This is a genomic window from Massilia alkalitolerans DSM 17462, assembly GCF_000427785.1.
GTDB classification, from domain to species: domain Bacteria; phylum Pseudomonadota; class Gammaproteobacteria; order Burkholderiales; family Burkholderiaceae_D; genus Telluria; species Telluria alkalitolerans.
In genome coordinates, this window is record NZ_ATYR01000013.1 from 64,317 (window position 1) to 84,812 (window position 20,496).

Annotated in this window: 19 protein-coding genes; 9 read left to right on the forward strand and 10 right to left on the reverse strand. The window is 66.4% G+C overall.

Features of this window, described 5'->3' with window-relative positions; all coding sequences use genetic code 11:
• Positions 1-13: 13 nt before the first annotated feature.
• Positions 14-1,270, reverse strand: a complete 1,257-nt coding sequence (locus YWC_RS0114675; protein ID WP_229413116.1) for a PQQ-dependent sugar dehydrogenase — start codon at positions 1,268-1,270, stop codon at positions 14-16.
• A 29-nt stretch (positions 1,271-1,299) separates the two neighbouring features.
• On the reverse strand, positions 1,300-1,743 hold the full coding sequence (locus YWC_RS0114680; protein ID WP_027866060.1) for a DUF2231 domain-containing protein: 444 nt from the start codon (positions 1,741-1,743) through the stop codon (positions 1,300-1,302).
• A gap of 153 nt (positions 1,744-1,896) precedes the next feature.
• On the opposite strand from YWC_RS0114680, the gene YWC_RS0114685 reads away from it, so the two are divergent.
• The 5 genes from YWC_RS0114685 to YWC_RS0114705 all read left to right on the forward strand — a co-directional run bounded on the left by YWC_RS0114685 (position 1,897) and on the right by YWC_RS0114705 (position 7,929).
• Positions 1,897-2,139, forward strand: a complete 243-nt coding sequence (locus YWC_RS0114685; RefSeq protein ID WP_027866061.1) for a hypothetical protein — start codon at positions 1,897-1,899, stop codon at positions 2,137-2,139.
• Positions 2,132-2,755, forward strand: coding sequence for an IS607 family transposase (locus YWC_RS0114690; protein WP_027866062.1), 624 nt, complete (start codon positions 2,132-2,134; stop codon positions 2,753-2,755). The genes YWC_RS0114685 and YWC_RS0114690 overlap by 8 nt, the downstream gene beginning before the upstream one ends.
• A complete protein-coding gene (locus YWC_RS0114695) occupies positions 2,749-3,960 on the forward strand; it encodes an RNA-guided endonuclease InsQ/TnpB family protein (RefSeq protein ID WP_027866063.1) in 1,212 nt (403 codons plus the stop codon). The genes YWC_RS0114690 and YWC_RS0114695 overlap by 7 nt, the downstream gene beginning before the upstream one ends.
• Before the next feature lie 201 nt (positions 3,961-4,161).
• On the forward strand, positions 4,162-5,010 hold the full coding sequence (locus tag YWC_RS29470) for a dienelactone hydrolase family protein (protein WP_051306473.1): 849 nt from the start codon (positions 4,162-4,164) through the stop codon (positions 5,008-5,010).
• 81 nt (positions 5,011-5,091) lie between these two features.
• A complete protein-coding gene (locus YWC_RS0114705; RefSeq protein ID WP_211238972.1) occupies positions 5,092-7,929 on the forward strand; it encodes a M16 family metallopeptidase in 2,838 nt (945 codons plus the stop codon).
• 47 nt (positions 7,930-7,976) lie between these two features.
• Here YWC_RS0114705 and YWC_RS0114710 read toward each other — a convergent pair whose 3' ends face one another.
• Entirely contained in the window at positions 7,977-8,957 is a 981-nt protein-coding gene (locus YWC_RS0114710; RefSeq protein WP_027866065.1) for a tripartite tricarboxylate transporter substrate binding protein, read from the reverse strand.
• Between the two features lie 17 nt (positions 8,958-8,974).
• Complete coding sequence (locus tag YWC_RS0114715) at positions 8,975-10,036, reverse strand: porin (RefSeq protein ID WP_027866066.1); 1,062 nt, start codon at positions 10,034-10,036, stop codon at positions 8,975-8,977.
• Between the two features lie 129 nt (positions 10,037-10,165).
• Here YWC_RS0114715 and YWC_RS0114720 point away from each other — a divergent pair, with 129 nt between their 5' ends.
• The 3 genes from YWC_RS0114720 to YWC_RS0114730 all read left to right on the forward strand — a co-directional run bounded on the left by YWC_RS0114720 (position 10,166) and on the right by YWC_RS0114730 (position 13,856).
• Positions 10,166-10,867, forward strand: coding sequence for a response regulator (locus tag YWC_RS0114720; RefSeq protein ID WP_027866067.1), 702 nt, complete (start codon positions 10,166-10,168; stop codon positions 10,865-10,867).
• A gap of 13 nt (positions 10,868-10,880) precedes the next feature.
• On the forward strand, positions 10,881-12,320 hold the full coding sequence (locus YWC_RS29475; RefSeq protein WP_036214446.1) for a sensor histidine kinase: 1,440 nt from the start codon (positions 10,881-10,883) through the stop codon (positions 12,318-12,320).
• 78 nt (positions 12,321-12,398) lie between these two features.
• Positions 12,399-13,856 (forward strand): CitMHS family transporter, encoded by a 1,458-nt coding sequence (locus YWC_RS0114730; protein WP_027866068.1) that lies wholly within the window; start codon positions 12,399-12,401, stop codon positions 13,854-13,856.
• 13 nt (positions 13,857-13,869) lie between these two features.
• Here the strand turns inward: YWC_RS0114730 and YWC_RS0114735 are convergent, their stop codons facing one another.
• The 4 genes from YWC_RS0114735 to YWC_RS0114750 all read right to left on the reverse strand — a co-directional run bounded on the left by YWC_RS0114735 (position 13,870) and on the right by YWC_RS0114750 (position 18,378).
• Positions 13,870-14,424 carry a hypothetical protein gene (locus YWC_RS0114735; protein ID WP_156923686.1) on the reverse strand — a complete coding sequence of 185 codons (555 nt, stop codon included), beginning with the start codon at positions 14,422-14,424 and terminating at the stop codon, positions 13,870-13,872.
• Positions 14,425-14,501: 77 nt separating this feature from the next.
• Positions 14,502-15,623 (reverse strand): type IV pilus twitching motility protein PilT, encoded by a 1,122-nt coding sequence (locus tag YWC_RS0114740; RefSeq protein WP_027866070.1) that lies wholly within the window; start codon positions 15,621-15,623, stop codon positions 14,502-14,504.
• A 122-nt stretch (positions 15,624-15,745) separates the two neighbouring features.
• A complete protein-coding gene (locus YWC_RS29480) occupies positions 15,746-17,815 on the reverse strand; it encodes a putative bifunctional diguanylate cyclase/phosphodiesterase (RefSeq protein WP_051306475.1) in 2,070 nt (689 codons plus the stop codon).
• 89 nt (positions 17,816-17,904) lie between these two features.
• The gene (locus tag YWC_RS0114750) at positions 17,905-18,378 is read right to left on the reverse strand and encodes a DMT family transporter (RefSeq protein WP_027866071.1); all 474 of its coding nucleotides are present in this window, start codon (positions 18,376-18,378) and stop codon (positions 17,905-17,907) included.
• Between the two features lie 217 nt (positions 18,379-18,595).
• On the opposite strand from YWC_RS0114750, the gene YWC_RS0114755 reads away from it, so the two are divergent.
• Positions 18,596-19,396, forward strand: a complete 801-nt coding sequence (locus YWC_RS0114755; protein ID WP_027866072.1) for a head GIN domain-containing protein — start codon at positions 18,596-18,598, stop codon at positions 19,394-19,396.
• 4 nt (positions 19,397-19,400) lie between these two features.
• Here the strand turns inward: YWC_RS0114755 and YWC_RS0114760 are convergent, their stop codons facing one another.
• Positions 19,401-19,850 (reverse strand): copper chaperone PCu(A)C, encoded by a 450-nt coding sequence (locus YWC_RS0114760; RefSeq protein WP_027866073.1) that lies wholly within the window; start codon positions 19,848-19,850, stop codon positions 19,401-19,403.
• Positions 19,851-19,890: 40 nt separating this feature from the next.
• Positions 19,891-20,433, reverse strand: coding sequence for a YaeQ family protein (locus tag YWC_RS0114765; protein ID WP_027866074.1), 543 nt, complete (start codon positions 20,431-20,433; stop codon positions 19,891-19,893).
• Positions 20,434-20,496 lie beyond the last annotated feature (63 nt).

The window sequence follows — 20,496 nt, forward strand, 5'->3', positions numbered from 1 at the left end:
CTGCCGCTCGGGCTTACCGGCTCGGAACCACCCGCCACACCGTATTCGACAGGTCGTCAGCGACGATCAGCGCACCGCGCGGATCGACGGTGACGCCGACCGGCCGCCCGCGGGTCTTGCCGTCGGCGTCGCGGAAGCCGGTGACGAAATCGATCGGCTCGCCCGCCGGACGGCCATTCCGGAACGGTACGAAGATCACCTTGTAGCCGACCGGATCGGCGCGGTTCCAGCTGCCGTGCTCGCCGACGAAGACGCCGTCGGCATAGGCCTGGCCCATCGCCGGCAGCGAGAACGCCAGGCCGAGCGCGGCGACGTGCGCACCCAGGCTGTAGTCCGGCTTGACGGCGGCGGCGACCTTCTTCGGATCGCCCGGCTTGACCCGGGTGTCGACGTTCTGGCCCCAATAACTGTACGGCCAGCCGTAGAAGGCGCCCGGGCGCACCGAAGTCAGGTAGTCCGGCACAAGGTCCGGCCCGATCTCGTCGCGTTCGTTGACCACCGCCCACAACTGTCCGCTGCCGGGCTGGATCGCCAGGGCCGTCGGGTTGCGCAGGCCGGTCGCATAGGGCTTGTGCGCTCCCGTGGCGGCATCGACCTGCCACACCATGGCGCGGTCGACTTCCGCTTCCATGCCGCGTTCGGTGATGTTGCTGTTCGAGCCGATGCCGACGTACAGGAAGCGGCCGTCAGGGCTGATCGTGAGCGCCTTGGTCCAGTGGTGGTTGATCTCGGAAGGCAGCTTGGCGACGCTGCTTGGGGGGGCGCCGGCCTGGGTCTGGCCTTCGGTGTAGTCGAAGCGCACCAGCTCGTCCTGGTTGGCGACGTAGAGCTTGTTGTCGAAGAAGGCCAGGCCGTAGGGGGCATTCAGCTTGTCGGCGAACACGGTCTGCAGTTCGTACACGCCGTCGCCATCGGCATCGCGCAGCAGGGTCAGGCGGTCGCCGCCCTTGACCTTGGTATTGCCCTTCGCCTTGATATAGCCGGCGATCACGTCCTTGGGCTTGAGCTTGGCCGCGTTGCCGCCACGCCCTTCCGCCACTAGGATGTCGCCGTTCGGCAGCACCAGGGTCTGGCGCGGAATCTTCAGGCCGGTCGCGATCGCGGTGACGCTGTAGCCCTGCGGGACCGTCGGCTTCTGCTTGCCCCATTCCACGGGCTCGGCGATCTTCATATCGGGCAACAAGCCGCGTTCCGGTGCGGGCAGCTGCGGATCCGGGCCGTGGGCCAGCTTGCCGCCTTCCTTGCTGCAAGCGCCCAGCAGCAGGGCCATGCCCAGGAACACGAGGGTCGATGACGGCTTCATTGCGCACCTCCATGGCGTGGAGCGGCTTGCGGAGCGAGTCCCAGCCAGGCCGCGGCAAGGATCAATACGCTGACGACGATCGACAGCACCAGGCCGGTCGGCATCGAAGCCCACGCGTCTTTCGCATGTTCGAAGGCATTGACCAGTCCCAGCACCCAGGCTGCCAGCAGCACCAGGAAGTACGTCAGTGGACGCCCTGCCTTGCGCTTTGCCCGCAGCAGGTTCACCAGCGCAAACAGGAGGGCGAGCCCGCTGAACAGCTCGGCGCCGGCCAGGAGCCAGGAGGCGAAGTTGTTCCACTGGATCTGGTAGGTGTTGTGGTAGGCGATATCGCTCAGCAAGGCGCCTAGGAACAGGGGGACGGACCCCGCAAGCAGGACCGTGTGCAGCAGTCCCGGCGGGCTCCGGTAGGTCGCGTTGACCGTGGTTTGAGAAGACATGACGTGGTCCTTCCTGGATTGGCTTGGCCCGATCTTATCGAAAATGCAAAGAGCATGGCGCATTGTTGAGCCCAGTGACAATCCGCGACCTTCAAGGCCTGAGGTTCTGGTAACGTCGACATGCACAGTTCAACCAGGAAAGAGACCGGCTTCATGCTGAAATACCTGATCCGCAGCGCGCTCGTATTGGGTATCGTCGCGGCGCCGATCGCGCCTGCCCGGGCCGACGCCCCTGCCGCCACGGGCGAGCACGACTTCAAGGCCAGCTCAAATATCAAGTTGCAGGCCCTGAGTCCGCTGCAGCTGGAGAACCTCGCGGTTACCGGCAAGGTGTGGGGTTTTTACTGTGAATCAGGAACCTTCTCATTCATCACCAGTCTTACTCATCATGAGTAAGCTCGTACCCATCAGCGCAGCGGCAAAGACCCCGGGCGTTTCGGTGCGCACCTTGCGCCGCTGGGAAGCGTCGGGGAGGATGGTCCCGACCAGGACCGCAAGCGGGCAGCGCCGCTACGACCTCGCCGCCCTGCTCCCGGAACAACTGCACGGCGCATCGGGGCCGCGCGCCACCCTGGCGTATGCGCGTGTCTCGAGTCACGACCAGAAGGGCGACCTCGAACGCCAGAAACAGGTGCTTGAGCTGTACTGTGCCAGCCGGGGCTGGACCTTCGAGGTGGTGGCAGACCTCGGCTCGGGCATGAACTACCACAAGCGGGGGTTGAAAAAACTGCTCGACGCCATTCTCGCAGGTGGCGTCGGCCGCATCGTGCTCACGCACAAGGACCGCCTGCTGCGCTTCGGCGCCGCGCTGGTGTTCGCCCTATGCGAGGCGAAGCTGGTCGAGGTGGTCATCATCAACCAGGGCGAGGAAAGCAGTTTCGAGGAGGAGCTGGCCCTCGACGTGCTCGAGATCGTCACTGTGTTCTCCGCCCGCCTGTACGGAAGCCGAAGCCACAATAACCGCAAGCCGATCGACGGCGTGCGCAAGGTCGTACAGGAGGCACAGTGCTAGCGGCGCATCGGATCCGGCTCGCCCCGAACAACGCGCAGGCGACCCATCTGGCGCGCGCAGCCGGCACCGCCCGCTTCGCCTACAACTGGGCGCTGGCCGAGTGGCAGAAGCAATTCCTGGCGCGCCAGAACAACCCGGCGCTCCCGGCCCCCTCGCAGTTGTCGCTGCGGCGGCAACTGAACGCCGTCAAACGCGACCAGTTTCCCTGGATGCTCGAGGTGACCAAGAACGCGCCGCAGATGGCGATCATCCAGCTCGGCCAGGCCTTCGAGAATTTTTTTTCGAAACGGGCCAGCTACCCGCGGTTTCGCCGCAAGGGCCGCGACGACCGCTTTACCTTGTCGAACGACCAGTTCGCCGTGGAGGGCCAACGCATCCGCATCCCGAAGCTGGGTTGGGTCCGCATGCGCGAAGCCCTGCGCTTCACGGGGCGCATCGTTTCGGCCACCATCGCGCGCCGCGCCGGCCACTGGTACGCCAGCCTCACCGTCGACACCCTTGAGGATCAACCCTTGCCAACTGCCGAGAACCAAGGCGCGGTCGGGGTCGACCTGGGAATATCGACGCTGGCGACGCTATCAACAGGCGAGAAGTGGCCCGGCCCGAAGGCGCTTCGCGCCCTGCTTGCACGGCTGCGCCGCCTGTCGCGGGCGCTGTCGCGCAAAGTCAAGGGGGCGAGCAACCGGCGCAAGGCCAAGGACAGGCTGGCCAACTTGCACGCCCGGATCGCGAACGTCCGCGCCGATTTCCTGCACAAGCTCACCACAAGCATCACGCGCCGCTTCCATACCATCGGGATCGAGGACCTGAACGTGAAGGGCATGCTGGCCAACCGGCATCTGGCGCGCGCGGTGGCCGACATGGGATTTTCCGAACTGCGCCGCCAGCTGGAATACAAGGCCGACTGGCGCGGTGGCCAGGTGGTGGTCGCGGACCGCTGGTACCCGAGCAGCAAGCTGTGCTCGTGCTGTGGGCGTCTGCTGGAAGCGCTCGCCTTGGGAACGCGGCGATGGAGCTGTGCAGGCTGTGGCACGCAGCACGACCGCGACGTGAATGCGGCCATCAATTTGAAAAGTGTGGCGGTGAGTTCCACCGTCTCTGCCTGTGGAGGGGACNGCACTGGTCCGGCGCGCCAGCGCGGGACGAAACCGGCCCCGGCGAAGCAGGAATCCAACAGCATGGCAGCTTTGAATAACAAGGGCTAGCTTTGCTTAAGTTTGGAGGAACGGCTTCCTGAAGTATCACCATCCCGCTGTCACCGCGGGTCGACACCGGAGGGACGGCGCGCTGCTCGACATCCTTCCCGCAATCCTGGCGGCAGAGAATCGTCAAGCCGCGGACGCCCTCCTGCAGCGCTGGACGCCTCGCCAAGGGAGCAGGCACGCACGATCGACACCTGGCTGCAGATGGCCACCGAGGGCAAGCGCAAGGAACAGGTCGCGTCTGAGCGGCGCCGGCGCATGTGGGCGGTGCGCGACGCGGTGGCGAAAGCGGGCAAGTTCCCGGTGGTGATCTACGCACCCAGCATCAACAACACGACGTTCGAGAATGCCGACATCGCCGAATACCTGGCGAGCCATGGTTACATCGTGATCGCCGCGCCCAGCGTCGGCTTGAGCAGCCGCTGGATCACGAAGAACCTGATGCATGCGGAACTGCAGGCGGACGACATCCGCTTCCTGGTCGACTATGCCCGGACGCTGCCGCAGGCCGACATGACGCGCGTGGCCGCGGCCGGGTTCAGCTGGGGTGGGCTGAGCAACGTCCTCGCCGCGGCGAAGGACGAGCGCATCAAGGCCCTGGTGTGCATCGATGGCGCGGTACGCTATTTCAATACGATCGTCAGCCAGGCGACATATGCCCGGCCCGCGAAGCTCAGGACGCCCCTGCTGTTCCTGGCGCAGTCGCCGGCATCGATGGAAGCGAACATCCGCTACAAGGAAGACATGAGCGGCAGCTTCATCAGCGACATGGTCAATGCGGACGTGTACCTCTTGACCATGTACCCGATGGAACACGTCCATTTCGGGTCGGCATACATCCGGCTCGACGACCCCGCCGAATACAAGGAATACACGCCCGAGGAAGTCTCCTTCGCCTACAGCCTGGGCGCCAGGTACATCCTCAACTTCCTCAACGGCTACCTGAAGAACGATCCGCTCGCACGGGCCTACCTGAGCAACAGGCCGGCGGCCAACGGCGCCGCGCCGCATTCGATGCGCATGGAATACATGCCTGCCAAACGCGGCGGGTGATTGTAGCAATCAGGAAATTACAATACCATCCAGAACAGATGGCCGCCTGGCCAACGTTCTCTCTTGTAAGGATCCGATTGCATGAAGATGTCTCCCCTGCCCCTCCTGCTGGCCGCGTGCTTCACGTCGACCGCCCTGGTCCCCGCACATGCCGCCAAGCCGGCAGTTGCCAGCCAGGCGGCCGGCCTGAAGGTGGACTACCAGAAGTTCACCCTGCCCAACGGGCTGGACGTGATCTTCCATATCGACCGCTCCGACCCGGTGGTGGCCGTGAACCTGACGGCGCACGTGGGCTCGGCCCGTGAAAAGGCCGGCCGCACCGGCTTCGCCCACCTGTTCGAGCACCTGCTGTTCCTGGAATCGGAAAACCTCGGCAAGGGCGGCCTGGACAAGATGAGCGCGCGCATCGGCGGCTCCGGCGCCAACGGTTCGACCTCGCAGGACCGCACCAACTACCTGCAGACGGTGCCCAAGGACGCGCTGGAAAAGATGATCTGGGCCGAGGCGGACAAGCTGGGCTGGTTCATCAATACCGTCACCGATCCGGTGCTGGCCAAGGAAAAGCAGGTCGTCAAGAACGAGAAGCGCCAGGGCGTGGACAACGCGCCCTACGGCCACACCCGCTACGTGATCAACAAGGCCCTGTATCCGGCCGACCACCCGTACAACTGGCAGGTGATCGGCTCGCTCGAGGACTTGCAGAACGCCACCCTCGACGACGTCAAGGAATTCTTCCGCCTGTGGTACGTGCCGAACAACGTGACCCTGGTGATCGCGGGCGACTTCGACCCGGTCCAGGCCCGCAAGTGGGTCGAGAAGTATTTTTCCGAGATCAAGCGCGGCGCGCCGATCGAGGTCATGGCCAAGCGTCCCGGCGTCGTGAAGCAGACCGTCAAGCTGGCCCATGAAGACAATTTCGCCAAGCTGCCCGAGCTGACCATGGCCTGGCCGACGGTCGAGGACCTGCATCCGGATTCGTATGCGCTCGAAGTGCTGGCCGAATACCTGTCGCAGACCAAGCGCGCGCCCTTCTACCAGATGCTGGTGGAAGACAGCAAGCTGGCGCCCAGCGTCCAGATCGGCAACCAGGCGGCCGAGCTGGCAGGCCAGTTCATGCTGCGCGTGCGCGCCTTCGAGGGCAAGCCGCTGGATGACGTTGCCGGCGCGATCGGGCAGGCCTTCGCCAAGTTCGAGCGCGAAGGCATCTCCGAGCGCGACCTGAACCGCATCAAGGCCGGCCTCGAGACCCGCTTCTACAGTTCGGTATCCAGCGTGCTCGGCAAGTCGGCCCTGCTGGCCGAGTACAACTACCTGACCGGCAACCCGGGCTATGTCGAGGAAGGCGTCAGGAAGACGCTGGCCGTCACCACCGCCGACGTGCGGCGCGTGTACGACACCTACATCAAGGGCAAGCCCTATGTCGCCACCAGCTTCGTCCCGAAGGGCAAGCTGGACCTGGCCCTGAGCGGTTCAAACAAGGCCGACGTGGTCGAGGAGAAGGTCGTGCAGGGCGCCGAGGACAAGGTCGACCCGAGCACGAACGCCGAATACACCCGCACCCCGTCCACCTTCGACCGCAGCAAGGAACCGCCCTACGGCGCGGCCCCGAGCGTGAAGGTGCCGCAGGTCTGGGACACGAAGCTGGCCAACGGCATGCGCGTCTACGGCATCGAGAACAAGGAAGTGCCGCTGGTGCAGTTCGACATCGCGATCGACGGCGGCCTGCTGCTCGACAATCCGGACAAGGTGGGCGTGGCCAACCTGATGGCGCGCCTGATGACCCAGGGCACGGCGAAGAAAACCCCGCAGGAACTGGAAGAAGCGATCCAGCAGCTGGGCGCGAGCATCAACGTCTTCGCCCGTACCGAGGACGTGCGCATCAGCGTCACCACCCTCGCCCGCAACTATGCGGCAACGCTTGACCTGGTGCGGGAAATCCTGCTCGAGCCGCGCTGGGACGAGAAGGAGTTCGCCCTCGTCAAGCAGAGCGTGCTGAGCCAGATCCGCCAGCAGGAAGCCGACCCGAACGCGCTTGCGAGCAGCAATTTCAACAAGCTCATTTACGGCAAGGCGGACATCCGTTCGCGCAACATCCTCGGTACCAGCGCGAGCGTGAACGCGATCACCATCGAGGACCTGAAGGCCTACTACCGCGCCAACCTGTCGCCATCGCGGGCACGCATGCACGTGATCGGCGCGTTGCCGAAGGATGCCGTGGCGCGTCCCCTGGCCTCGCTCAGCCGCGCTTGGCAAGCCAAGCCGGTCGCCTTCCCAGCAGCCAGCGCGGCGCGCGGCGAAGCGCCCGGCAAGGTCTACTTCGTCGACGTGCCGGACGCCAAGCAGTCGGTGCTGCACATCGGCTACCGCGCGCTGGCGGCGACCGATCCGGACTACTACCCGGCCGTCGTCAGCAATTACATCCTGGGCGGCGGCGGCTTCGCCTCGCGCCTGACCCAGGAACTGCGTGAGGGCAAAGGCTACACCTACGGCATCCGTTCCAGCTTTGCCGGCAGCAAGAGCGCCGGTCCGTTCATCATCGCCAGCGGCGTGCGCAGCAACGTCACGCTCGAGTCGACCCAGCTGGTGAAGAAGATCCTGCAGGACTACGCCCCGACCTATTCGGCAGCCGACCTCGAGACCACCAGGAACTTCCTGGTCAAGAGCAATGCCCGCGCCTTCGAGACGGCCGAGGCCAAGCTGGGCATGCTGGATAACATCAGCAAGTACGGCTGGCGCGCCGACTACGTCAAGGACCGCGAGCGCATCGTCAAGTCGATGACGCTGCCGCAGGTGCAGGCCCTGTCGCAGAAGTACCTGGATCCATCGAAGATGGTGTGGCTGGTAGTGGGCGACGCCAAGACCCAGCTGCCGCGCATGAAGGAGCTGGGCTTCGACGAGCCGGTGCTGATCGAGCGCTGACCGGGACCAGCCCGGCATCGCCTGCGTTTCAAGGCGGTGTCGGGGTCCTAACGCTCGCGCACGAGATTGAACTGCGCAGCCTGCCGGTTGTATTCGGCAATCGACTGCTTGATGTGCCGCCCCAGCGCGTCACCGGTGCGTGAGAACGGGTAGAGCCCGGCTTCGGCCCGCATGCGGGCGAATCCGGGATCGCTTTCCATGTCCGCGAACGCGGCGACCCAGCGCCGGTAGTCGGCATCGCTCACGCCCGGCCCCATCCATACCCCGCGAATCACCGGCCACACCACGTCGTAGCCCTGCTCGCGTGCGGTCGGCACCCCCGCCAGCAGGCCGGGAAGGCGGTGCTCGGACAGCACCGCCAGCACCCGGACCGTGCCGCGCCCCGCGTACAGCAGCGCTTCCGAACTGTCGCCCGAGATGGCCTGCACGTGGCCGGCCTGCATCGCCACGAACTGCTCGCCGCCGCCCTCCAGGGCGACGAAGCGCATCTTGCGCGGGTCGACCCCGGCTTTGCTCACCAACAAGGCCATCTTCATCCAGTCCTGGCTGCCGATGGTGCCGGACATGCCCACCAGCACGCGCCGCGGATCGCGCCGCAGCGCCACCAGCAGCTCGCGCAAGCTGCGGTACGGGGAGTTCGCCGGTACCGCGACCATCCCGTAATCGGCGCCGAAGGCCGCGACCCAGCGCACGTCGTCGGCGCTGGCCTTGCCGAATTTGCCACGCGCCAGGTTGAGGACCGAGCCGCCCGAGAACGCCACCAGGGTATTCGGCTCGCCGCGGCGCTGCGAGCCCAGGGTATGCCACGCCACCGCGCCGACGCCGCCCGGCATGTAGCGCAGCTTCAGGCGCGGCGCGCCAGGGCGGCCCTGCAGGCCCTGCTGTACCAGCTTGCAGGTCAGGTCCATCGCGCCGCCGGGCTTGGACGGCACCAGGCATTCGGCCTCACGAGGCTGGCTCGCCGCGGGACCGGCCAGCGCCAGCCCGGCAGCGAGGACCAATGAGGACAGGGTGCGCAGCAGGTTCATGCGCCTATCATAGCCGCTTAGAAGCGGTGCTGGATGCCGGCGGTGATGCCGGTTTGCGTGTCGCCGGTACCGGCATCGTCGCGTGACAGGCTGATGAGCTGGCCGTGCGCCGCCCTGGCATGCGCCGCCGACAGGTACAAGGTGGTGCGCTTCGAGAGCGAGTACATCGCACGCGCCACCAGCATGGTCGGATCGGCGTCGCGCGCGGCCGGCAGTTCCCTGGTATTCACGTGGTAGACGGCGCCGGTCAGCGTGACCGGGCCGTCCAGCCAGGTCACCCCGCCCCACCAGGTGTCGCCGCGCAGGTCGGCCACGCCCGCGCCGCCGGAGCGCAGCCGGTAGCTGCGCAGCCCCGCGCCGGTGCGCCATGGACCGGACTGGTAGTTCGCCGCCAGGTGCAGCGCGGTGGTGCGGTCGCGATTGCCGGTGCTTGCTGCCGTGGCGCCGTTGACCTGTTCCCAGGCCGCCATCAGGCCGAGCCCGCCGCCGGACCAGGAACCGCCGAGCGCGACTTTCCGTCCGTCGGCCGCGCTAGTGCTGCGTTCACCCAGCCCGATTGATGCGCCATAGGTGAACCCGCCGCTGGTGCCGGTATATTTCACCATGTTGTCGAACGAGGTCGTCATGCTGTACTTCGACGGCCCACTGGCGCTGCCCCCGGTGGCCCAGGAATAGTTCGGGGCAAAGCCCATCGGATCGAACTTGATCACCAGCTCATAGGTGGTGGTGAAGGAGCGGCCGATGACGACGCGCCCGAAATCGCCTTCCAGGCCGACGTTGGCCTGGCGCTTGAACAGCGGGCCGTCGGATTCGCCGCTATCCATCAGGATGCCGCCTTCGAGCTGGTAAACGGCTTTCAGGCCGCCTTTCAATTCTTCGCTGCCGCGCAGGCCCCAGCGCGAGGTGTTCTTGCCGCCCGAGACCACGCGCGCCATGCTGCCGCCATCGTCGGCGGCATTGTTCACATACTCGACGCCCGCATCGATCAGGCCATAGACTTGCGTCTTGCCTTGTGCAAGGGCGGAATCATTCAGGGAAAGCGCTGCCAGGACGGCGAGCGCGAGGGCCGACTTCTTCATCTTGTCTCCGGTACTGTCATCGTTATGTACAGCTTCTGTTTGGCCCCACTATAGGCAGGCCGAGCTTTCAGTTCGCTTTCAGCGCACCCGGCCTTTTCGCGGCGCCGGGTTTGGGCTTACACTGGCGCGATGAGAATCCTGCTAGTCGAAGACCATGTCGAGCTGTCGCACTGGGTATCCAAGGCGCTGCGCGACGCCAACTTCACCGTCGAATGCGCGGCCACCGGCGCCGACGCCGACGCCCTGCTCCACACCCAGGATTACGCGCTCGTGATCCTCGACCTGACGCTGCCGCGGATGGACGGCCTCGAGGTGCTGCGCCGCCTGCGCGCACGCGGCGGCGCCCGCGGCGGCACGCCGGTGCTGATCCTGACCGCGCGCGGCGGCCTGGAAGAAAAGGTGCAGGGCCTGAACCTGGGCGCCGACGACTACCTGGCCAAGCCCTTCGAGCTGGCCGAGCTGGAAGCGCGGGTGAAGGCGCTGCTGCGCCGCAGGTTCGGCAACGGCGGCGGCACCGAAGCCCTGGTGCACCGTTGCGGCCAGCTCAGCTTCGACACGGTCTCGCGCATGTTCCATTACTGCGGCGAGCCCTTGGGCCTGACGCCGCGCGAACACGCGGTGCTGGAAGCGCTGATCGCGCGCCCGGGCCGCGCGCTCTCGAAGGAAAAGCTGTTCGACGAAGTGTTCGCGCTGGTCGACGACGCCAACCTCGACGCCATCGAACTCTATATCCACCGCATCCGCAAGAAGCTCGAACGCCAGCCCGAAGGCAACACTGCCATCGTCACCCTGCGCGGCATCGGCTACCTGCTGCAGGAACGCCCCGCGTGAGCCTGGGTCCGCCATGGCGCTGAAGACCGCGCGGCCGCGTGGCAGCCTGCGCAACCAGCTGCTGCGCTGGCTGATCCTGCCGCTGGTGGGGCTGGTCGCGCTCAATGCGGTATCGCTGTACGGCGACGCGCTGGAAGCCGCCGACATCGCCTACGACCGCTCGCTGCTGGCCTCCACGCGCGCGCTCGCCGAGCGCGTCTCGGTGCGCGACGGCCAGGTGGCGGCCGAGGTGCCCTACGTGGCCCTGGACAGCTTCGAGACCGACACCCTGGGCCGCATCTACTACAAGGTGACGGGGCTGCGCGGCGAGACGGTGTCGGGCTTCGACGACCTGCCGCCGGTGCCGAAGGACGTGCCGCGCTCGGACCTGTATCCGGCCCTGGTGCGCTTCTACCATGCGCAGTACAACGGCGAGACGGTGCGCATCGCGGCGCTGCTGCAGCCGGTATTCGACGACAGCATGCGCGGCATCGCCCTGATCCAGGTTGGCGAGACCCTGGATGCGCGCCGTGCGCTGTCGCGCCGCATCCTGATCAACACCCTGTTGCGCCAGGCCTTGTTGGTGCTGGCGGTGGCGACCCTGGTGTGGTTCGCGGTGCGCCTCGTGCTACGCCCCTTGATGGACCTGAAGAACGAAGTAGAGACGCGTTCGCTGTCCGACCTGGGCGACGTCGACCCCGACCTGGTGCACCGCGAAGTGCGGCCGCTGGTGCTGGCGATGAACGGCGCCATGACGCGCATGCACGACCTGGTCGCCAGCCAGCGCCGCTTCATCGCCGACGCCTCGCACCAGCTGCGCACCCCGCTCGCGGTGCTCAAGACCCAGGCCGAACTCGCCCTGCGTGAGGAGGATCCGGAAGCCATGCGCGCCATCGTGCGCTCGGTGGCCGGCACCACCGATTCCGCGATCCACCTGGCCAACCGGCTGCTGACGCTGGCGCGCATCGAGCATGGCGGCGGCAAGCTGCAGAGCAGCCCCGTCTCCCTGGCCGCGGTAGCGGGCCAGGTCGGCCTGGAGCTGGCCGTGGCGGCGGTGCAGAAAGGAATCGACCTGGGCCTGGACGCCGAGGACGGCGCCGACACCACCGTGAAAGGCGACGCGCTGCTGCTGCACGAGCTAGTGTCCAACCTGGTCGACAATGCGATCCGCTACACGCCGGCGCACGGCAGCGTGCAGCTGCGCATCGCGCGGCGCGGCGACGGCGTTCTGCTGGAGGTGCTCGACAGCGGCCCCGGCATCGCGCCGGCGGAACACGACAAGGTATTCACGCCCTTCTACCGCGCCCAGGCTACGCTGGAGGCCAATCCCGGCGGCACCGGCCTTGGCCTGGCCATCGTACGCGACATCGCCGCCATGCACGGCGCCAGCCTCGCGCTCGGCCAGGGTGAGGACGGGCGCGGACTGAAGGTGAGCGTGCTGTTCCCGCCGGCGCACACCCTGAAAGCTAACTGAAAGCCGGCCCCGCATATAGTTGGCTTATAGGCTGTCATTCAGACGGCACATAACGCCCACAATATTCGGAGACAACCCATGCTGACCATCCTGGCCTACTCGATGATCATCGTTTTCATGTTCCTGATCATGACCAAGCGCCTGCCCGCCATGGTCGCCCTGATCGTGGTGCCAATTGCCTTCGGGGTGATCGGCGGCTTCGGCCCCGAGCTCGGGCCCATGATGCTCACCGGGATCAAGAACCTGGCCCCGACCGGGGTCATGCTGATGTTCGCGATCCTCTACTTCGGCATCATGATCGATGCCGGCCTGTTCGACCCCGTGATCCGCCGGCTCGTCAGGCTGGTGCGCGGCGATCCCGTCAAGATCGTCGTCGGCACGGCGGCGCTGACCATGCTGGTCTCGCTCGACGGCGACGGGGCCACGACCTACATGATCACGGTGTCGGCGATGCTCCCGCTGTACGTGCGCCTGGGCATGAGCCGCCTGGTGCTGGCATGCGTCATCATGCTGGGCGGCGGCGTCTTCAACATCCTGCCCTGGGGCGGTCCCACCGCACGGGCCGCCAGCGCCCTGGGTGTCGACGTCGGTGAGATCTTCGTCCCCATGATCGCCCCGATGCTGGCCGGCGTGGCCTGGGTGCTGTTCGTCGCCTACGTGCTGGGCAAGAAGGAACGCATGCGGCTCGGCATGCTCCGGATGCCGGTCCAGGCCAGCACCGTGCAGGCCTCTAACGTCAGCGTGCTGCAGCCGGCCCACGCCAGGCTGGCGGTTGCCGGTGAAATGGACGGGACCACCGGCCAGTGGCTTGCGCACGCTTCCACCGCCGGATCGGCCGGCAGCGGCGCGCACGGCGATGGCGGCGGCAGCGAGCCGGACGCCGGCGTCTCCTCGCCCGCCACCGCGCGCCCGAAGCTGATCTGGGTGAACTTCCTGATGACCGCGTCGCTGCTGGCCCTGCTGGTCGCCGGCGTCCTGCCGCTGCCGGTGCTGTTCATGGTCTTCTTCGCGGTCGCCATCATGATCAACTACCCCGGCCTGGAAGAGCAGAAGGAGCGCATCGCCCACCACGCCGCCAACGTGCTGCCGGTGGTCTCGCTGATCTTCGCCGCCGGCATTTTCGTCGGCATCCTGCAGGGCACCAAGATGGTCGATGCGATCGCGCTCAGTGTCATCGCCGCGGTGCCGGAATGGATGGGGCCGTATCTGGCGATCGTGACCGGGCTGCTGAGCATCCCCTTCACCTTCTTCATCTCGAACGATGCGTTCTACTTCGGCATCGTGCCGATCCTGGCCAAGGCGGCCGCCGTGTACGGCATCAGCCCGGCGGAAATCGGCCGCGCAGCGCTGATCGGCCAGCCGGTCCACCTGCTCAGCCCACTGGTGGCCTCGACCTACCTGCTGGTCGGCATGGCGAAGGTGGAATTCGGCGACCACCAGCGCTATACCCTGACATGGGCAATCTCGGCATCGCTGGTGCTGCTGGTGGCTGCGCTGGTCTTCGGCGTGATCCCGTTCGCGGGAAGTGCCGCCTGAACGCCGGTCGCGCTTATCCGCAGGTCTCGACGTAGGCGACCGCCGGCTGGCGACCGGCGCGTATCCTGGTAAGCTTGCCGCCCTCCTCTTCCAGCACGATGGCGGCACTGCCGTCGGCGTTGGGAAAACTGATGGTATGCCCATCCTCCACATACTTGTGGGGCGCTAGCTGCGCGTCGGGATAGCGGGCTCGCAGCTGCGCGAGCGTATCGCCGACGGCCAGGCCGAGTACGTTCGGGATACCGGCGTCGGCATCGGCGCGCGTGACAATGCCGCTTTCGACCATGAAGCGCAGTCCGGGCAGCGTGGCGAAGCGCACCATGCTGCAGGCGGGATCGAAGGATTGGGGCAGGCTGGCCTTGCCGGCCACCGCTTCCGCCTGCGGCAGCAGCATGCCGAAGCGGATCGGGCCGAACCCGGCGTCGCTCAGGCGCGGCGCGGCTTTAAGGGCAGCTCGCGGAGTGGGAATCGATGCGCTGCCGTCGTCTGCGCCCTTGCCTGGCGCCGGCGCGCGCTCCGTGCATGCGCTCAGCAGCGCCAGCGCTGCAAGCAGAAGAATGTGTCGCACCTGCACTCCTTTCGGCCATCCGGTTTGTCGCCGACTATACCGGAATCCGGCCGGGAGGCAGGCACGGCGGCGCCGACCTACACCATGTCCGCAAACCCAACCCGGTCGGTGGTGGCGTTGCGCGCATCCTCTACCCGTACCTTGTGCGAGGCCAGCAGCCCCTCGAGCGACGCGTTCATGGTGTGGCAGCCCGGATCGCGCCCAAGGTTCATGTGGGCGCGGATGGCGCCGACGTCGCCCGCCTCCAGCATGCGCATCACGGCCGCGCTGGGCGTGAGGCATTCGGTGGCCAGGTGGTAGCGGTTGCCTTCCACCGACGGCAGCAGCGCCTGGCACAGCACGCCGCGCAGGGCGTGCGCCAGGGCCTGGGACTGGGCTTCCGAATTGCCGAGCAGGCGCAGCATCTTCTGCAGGCCCAGTTCGGTGGAGCGCGCGTGCAGGGTGGCCAGCACCAAGGGGCCGGATTCGGCCAGGGCCAGGGCTTCCTGGGCGGTCTCGGCATCGCGGATCTCGCCGATCACGATCACGTCCGGACGCTCGCGCAGCGCGTCCAGCGCGCCCAGGTAGTAGCTGGCCACGTCGGCGTCCTCGCCCACCTCGCGCTGGGTGATGATGCACTTGCGCTGGGGGATCAGGGTCTCGACCGGGTCTTCGATGGTGATGATGTGGCCCGAGCGCTGCTTGTTGATCTCGTCGATCATCGAGGCGATCGTGGTCGACTTGCCCTGGCAGGTATCGCCGATGATCAGCACCAGGCCGCTATTGAGGCGCGCGAATTCCTGCTCGTCCGGCCACAGGCCCAGTTCCGACAGCGCCAGCGGCTCCTTCGGGAAGCGGCGGATCACGCAGCCCAGGCGCTTCTTGCCCTGGAAGCTGAAGCAGTTGGCGCGGATGCGCGCCGTGTGCAGGTCGATCGAGCGATCGAAGGCGCGCACCGCGATGCGCTCGGCCCAGTTCGGCTCGATGACGTCGAAGAATTCTTCCAGCTCTTCCTTGGTGATGGGCGAATCCGTCACCGCCACCAGGCCCTTCGGCTGGCGCAGCATCAGCGGACTGTTCTGGTGGATGATGATGTCGGAGAACACCAGGCGCGAATTCAGCAGGTGCAGGATCTGCTCGACCAGGGTCCCGAATACCGGGTGGTCTTCGTTCTCGATGTACGACAGGGTGGGGATCTGCGAGGACTGGTGATATTCCATCTGGCCGGCACGTGGCAAAAAGTTAAACAGTGCCGGACATTATAGAACCATGCATATCAAAAAGATTGCAAATCTGAAATAAAATTGTTCGTGGTGCTACCAAGCCGCAACGCTTGAGATTGCTATGCAAACAGGTGCTTGTATTGCCCCTGGTAGTACCAGTCGACCAGCTTGTCCGGACGGACCGGCTTGCTGATGAAGAAGCCCTGCCCCAGGTCGCAGCCGATGTCCGCCAGCAGCTTGATGCCGGCCTGCGACTCGATGCCTTCGGCGATCACGGTCATGCCCAGCTTCTTGCCGAGCGCGATCACGGTCTCGGCGATGGCCAGCGAGCGGGGGTCGGTATCGATGTTGTGGATGAAGGACTTGTCGATCTTGAGCTTGTTGATCGGGAACTGCGACAGGTAGCTCAGGCTGGAATAGCCGGTGCCGAAGTCGTCCAGCGCGATGCTGACGCCGTCGCCCTTGAGCCGTTCCAGCATCTTCGCCGCATCTTCGACGTCGCTCATCACGGCACTCTCGGTCACCTCGAACTCGATGCAGCCAGGGGGGATGCCGCTTCTGCGGATGATGCAGGCGGCGCGCTCGCTGAAATTCTTCTCGCGGAACTGCACCGGCGAGACATTCACCGCCATGCGGATGGCGGGCAAACCCAGTTCGCGCCATTTTTCATGCTGCCGGCAGGCTTCCTGCAGTACCCAGTCGCCCAGCACCGTGATCAGTCCGATGCGCTCGGCGGCGGCAATGAAGCGCTCCTGCGCGCCGGGCGCGGTCGGGCCGCCGCGCCAGCGCAGCAGCGCCTCCACGCCGACGAAGCGCCTGTGGCTTAGGTCGATGAAGGGCTGGTACACGAGCTCGAAGTCGCTCTCGGCGATGCTGTGGCGCAGCCGCTGCTCGAGGTCGAAGGTCTGCCGGGCATGCAAGTAGATCTCCTGGGTGAAGAACTGGCAGCGGTTGCGGCCGGCATTCTTGGCATGGTACATCGCCGCATCGGCATGGCGGATCAGCATATCGAGCTCGTCGCCGTCTTCCGGGTAGATGCTGATGCCGATGCTGGGCGAGGTCTTCAGGTCGAGCGTGTCGATCCGGTAGGGTTCGCGCAGGGTATGCAGCAGCTGGGTGGCCATGTGCAGCACCGCGTCGTCGGTCCGGATATCGGCGAGGATGGCGACGAATTCGTCGCCGCCCAGCCGTCCGACCAGGTCGTTGCCGCGCAGCCCGTCCTTCAGGCGCTGGCCCACCTGCTGCAGCATCCGGTCGCCGATCGTGTGCCCATAGGTGTCGTTGATCGGCTTGAAACGGTCGAGGTCGAAAAACAGGATGGCGATGCGGTCGCCGTGGCGCTTGGCCGAGGCCAGCAGCTGCGCACCCAGCTCATAGACCAGGGCCCGGTTCGGCAGGCCGGTGAGCGGATCGTGGCGGGCCGCGTGCAGGACCCGCCGCTCCGCTTCGCGCCGTTCGCTGATGTCGGCGATATGGCTGACCACCAGGCGCCCGCCCGGCACGTCGGCGAGCGCCAGGCTGGCTTCGGCCGGGAACAGGCTGCCGTCCTTGCGGCGGCATTCGATTTCCTGGATCTCGCCGACCGGCCCCACCGCGCCGCTGTGGAACAGGTTGTCGAGGCCGCCGCCTCGCAGTTGCCGCAGGCCGTTCACGACCAGGACCTCGTAGGACTGGCCGATCAGTTCCTGCGGCGCGAAGTCGAACAGGCGCGCCACCGAGGCACTGGCGAACTGGATCCGGCCGTCGTGGCCGATGCCGAGGATGGCGTGGACCGAGGCCCCCAGCAGGGCGCGCAAGGTATGCTCCCTGCCCTGCAGGTCGGCCAGGTAGGCGCGCGCCTTGTTCTCGGACCGTTCGAGCACCGCGGCCATGCCGCAGGTGAACAGGCAGACCATGACCAGCACCAGGATGGCGCCGACGTCCTGCGGCCGCGCGATGATGAAGGTGAATTGCGGCGCCACCAGCAGCGGGGACAGCAGCAGCGACAATACCGAGGCCAGTAGCGCCGGGCGCCAGCCGCCCAGGATGGCGCTGGCCATGACCGGCAGGTACAGCAGGCCGAGCGGGGCGCGCCGGCCGAACACGTGGCGCCCCTCATACTGGCTGAACGCGCACAGCGCCGCGAGCAGCAGCGTGATGGCATACGGATGCCCATGCTTCCGTCCAGCGGCGGCCTTGCTCGCGAACATGCCGTTCCCCTTTTTACAGCGGCCAGGCGACTATCTTACGCTTGCAGTGTCAAGACAGCGTTAACGGGGATGTGCGCGCGCGCCGGTGATCAGTGGCGCAGGCCGGCCAGGATGCGGTCACCAAACAGGGTGACGGCCACGCCCAGCGCGACGATGCAGGCGCCCAGCACCCGCACGCCCGACACCTTGCGCATCGCCATGTTGACCAGCCCGAAGTGGTCGATCGCCATCGAAGTGATCAGCTGACCGGCGATCACCAGCACGATCAGGCTCAGCAGGCCGATGCGCGGGGCCAGGAATACCGTGCCGAAGACGAAAGCCGCGCCCAGGAAGCCGCCTGCGAACTTCCACAGGGGCTGGCCGGCAAGCGCGGCAAAGCTCGGGCCCAGCCCGCCGCGCGAGAGCGCGACCCCGGCCAGCACGATGGTGCCGCAGGCAAAGGAGACCAGGGCGGCGACCACCGAGTTGGCGCCGATCGATGCGGCCAACTGGGTATTCACGGCCGCCTGGATGGACATGGCCATGCCGACGCAGAAGGCCATCAGAAGGAAAATCAGGTTCATTGCTACCTCCGCCGGATGCATACCGGGGCAAAAAGCGCACGATTCTAGTGCAATCCGGGCATTCGGGATAGCCATGCACACCGCATGGGCGCGACGGCCTGTCCTGCCAGGGTGCATTCTGGACAGTGGACTGTGCGCTTCGTCGCATCCGGGATGCGCCGGACCCGGCCTTTGCCTAGGATGACAGCATCGACAAACGCTTCGACAGGAGACAAGCATGAACAAGACCTCTTCCCGCCCGGCCGGCATCCTGCGCGCCATTCTGCTTTCCACGCTGGTGGCCGGCGCCTTCGCCGCAGGTTTGGCCACGACGGCCGCCCCGGCGCTGGCCGCCAGCTGGTCCTTCGGCGGCGAGCGCGTCGAGGGCAACGGCAGCATCAAGCGCCAGGCCCGCCAGGTATCGCACTTCACCGGCCTGGCCCTCGAAGTGCCGGGCAAGCTGGAGCTGCGCACGGGCGACAGCGAAGGCGTCACGATCGAAACCGACGACAACCTGCTGCCGCTGATCGAGACAGTGGTGGAGAACGGCACCCTGAAGATCCGCCCGGCCAAGCGCAACCTGAACCTGCGCACCAAGAACCTGAAGATCGTCGTCAACGCACGCCAGATCGAGCGTCTGGCGCTGGGCGGCTCGGGCTCGGTGGATGCCGACCTGCTGCGTGCACCGCGCCTGAACATCGACCTGGGCGGCTCCGGCGAAATCAATGTGCGCCAGCTGGACAGCGACTCGGTCTCGGTCACGCTGGGCGGCAGCGGCGACTTCAAGGCCGGCGCCGGCCAGGCGCGCAAGCTGTCGGTATCGATCGGCGGCTCGGGCACCGTGGACATGGGCCGGGTGCAGGCGGACAACGCCAGCATCAGCGTGGCGGGTTCGGGAGAAGCGACGGTGTGGGTGCGCCACGAGCTGAGCATGACCATCGCCGGCTCGGGCGACGTCAACTACTATGGCGACCCGCGAGTCAGCAAGTCGGTCGTGGGCTCGGGAGATGCACGCCGGATCGCGGCGGCGCCGCGCTGAGACATCAATGCCCGGCGTGGGCGCTGTGGCTCAGGGGCCGCACCGGCACGTTCACCTTCACGTCCTGGCGCTTGCCCGCCGCGTCCTGGACCTGCAGGGTCAGCTCGATGCTCTCCCCTTCCTTCACCTGGCGCTTCAGGTCCATCAGCATGATGTGGTAGCCGCCGCTGGCCAGGTTGACCGGCTTACCCGCGGGCAGCTCGATCGCGTCCACGCGGCGCATGCGCATGGTCTGGCCTTCCATCGCCATCTCGTGCAGCTCGGCGCGGCCGGCGACCTCGGTCTGCACGCCGACCAGGCGCGTGGGCTGTGCTGCCTGCAAGCGCATGAAGGCGCCGGTGACCTTCTGGGCCGGCACGGTGGCGCGGATCCAGGGTTCGGACACGCTCACCTGGGCGAACGCGGAGACCGACAGCAGGCTGCCGGCGAGGAAAGCGAGGAAGCGATGTTTCATGGCGACGAATGTGAAATGAGGTGGACTGGGAATTATAGCTTCACGGGCCGCCGCGCAGGTATTCGCGCTCGACCAGCACGGTATCGATGCCGTCGGTCAGCCACACCTGGCTGTCCTGGATCGTGCACTGCAGCTGCATGTTCCGCTTCGCCATCTTCTCCAGCTGGACGCTGGCTTCGTTCGGAATGTTGACCACCGCGACGTTCCTGGCCCGGTCGATCTTGTTGGCCAGGCCCCTGAACCAGATGTCGCTGGTGGCACTGTAGCTGTACACGAGCACCTGCTCCGAGCGGCCCGCCGCCTTGAGAAGGCGCTTCTCGTCCGGCTGGCCGACCTCGATCCAGGTTTGAATGGCGCCGGTCAGGTCCTTCTGCCACATGGCCGGCTCCTCGACGTCGAACAGGTCCTTGGTGAAGACAAGCGCCGGGTCCGCATGGAGTGCGAAAGCGAGTACCCGGATCATCACGCGCTCGTCAGTCTCGGACGGATGGCGCGCGATGGTCAGGGTGTGGTCGCCGTAGTAGTTGCGGTCCATGTCGGCGATCGACAGGTCGGCCTTGTAGATGGTTGCCTTGAGAGCCATAGGGATGTGATCGGGTTGCGTGGGGGTGGGAAAGCCCGCTATTGTCGCACGCCGCACGGGACC

Coding starts and splice junctions, on each gene's coding strand:
- YWC_RS0114705 (WP_211238972.1), top strand. CDS start 5,092: ATGAAGATGTCTCCCCTGCCCCTCCTGCTGGCCGCGTGCTTCACGTCG.
- YWC_RS0114720 (WP_027866067.1), top strand. CDS start 10,166: ATGAGAATCCTGCTAGTCGAAGACCATGTCGAGCTGTCGCACTGGGTA.
- YWC_RS0114685 (WP_027866061.1), top strand. CDS start 1,897: ATGCTGAAATACCTGATCCGCAGCGCGCTCGTATTGGGTATCGTCGCG.
- YWC_RS0114710 (WP_027866065.1), bottom strand. CDS start 8,957: ATGAACCTGCTGCGCACCCTGTCCTCATTGGTCCTCGCTGCCGGGCTG.
- YWC_RS0114730 (WP_027866068.1), top strand. CDS start 12,399: ATGCTGACCATCCTGGCCTACTCGATGATCATCGTTTTCATGTTCCTG.
- YWC_RS0114765 (WP_027866074.1), bottom strand. CDS start 20,433: ATGGCTCTCAAGGCAACCATCTACAAGGCCGACCTGTCGATCGCCGAC.
- YWC_RS0114750 (WP_027866071.1), bottom strand. CDS start 18,378: ATGAACCTGATTTTCCTTCTGATGGCCTTCTGCGTCGGCATGGCCATG.
- YWC_RS0114690 (WP_027866062.1), top strand. CDS start 2,132: ATGAGTAAGCTCGTACCCATCAGCGCAGCGGCAAAGACCCCGGGCGTT.
- YWC_RS0114760 (WP_027866073.1), bottom strand. CDS start 19,850: ATGAAACATCGCTTCCTCGCTTTCCTCGCCGGCAGCCTGCTGTCGGTC.
- YWC_RS29480 (WP_051306475.1), bottom strand. CDS start 17,815: ATGTTCGCGAGCAAGGCCGCCGCTGGACGGAAGCATGGGCATCCGTAT.
- YWC_RS0114755 (WP_027866072.1), top strand. CDS start 18,596: ATGAACAAGACCTCTTCCCGCCCGGCCGGCATCCTGCGCGCCATTCTG.
- YWC_RS29470 (WP_051306473.1), top strand. CDS start 4,162: ATGGCCACCGAGGGCAAGCGCAAGGAACAGGTCGCGTCTGAGCGGCGC.
- YWC_RS0114680 (WP_027866060.1), bottom strand. CDS start 1,743: ATGTCTTCTCAAACCACGGTCAACGCGACCTACCGGAGCCCGCCGGGA.
- YWC_RS0114675 (WP_229413116.1), bottom strand. CDS start 1,270: ATGGCCCTGCTGCTGGGCGCTTGCAGCAAGGAAGGCGGCAAGCTGGCC.
- YWC_RS29475 (WP_036214446.1), top strand. CDS start 10,881: ATGGCGCTGAAGACCGCGCGGCCGCGTGGCAGCCTGCGCAACCAGCTG.
- YWC_RS0114740 (WP_027866070.1), bottom strand. CDS start 15,623: ATGGAATATCACCAGTCCTCGCAGATCCCCACCCTGTCGTACATCGAG.
- YWC_RS0114715 (WP_027866066.1), bottom strand. CDS start 10,036: ATGAAGAAGTCGGCCCTCGCGCTCGCCGTCCTGGCAGCGCTTTCCCTG.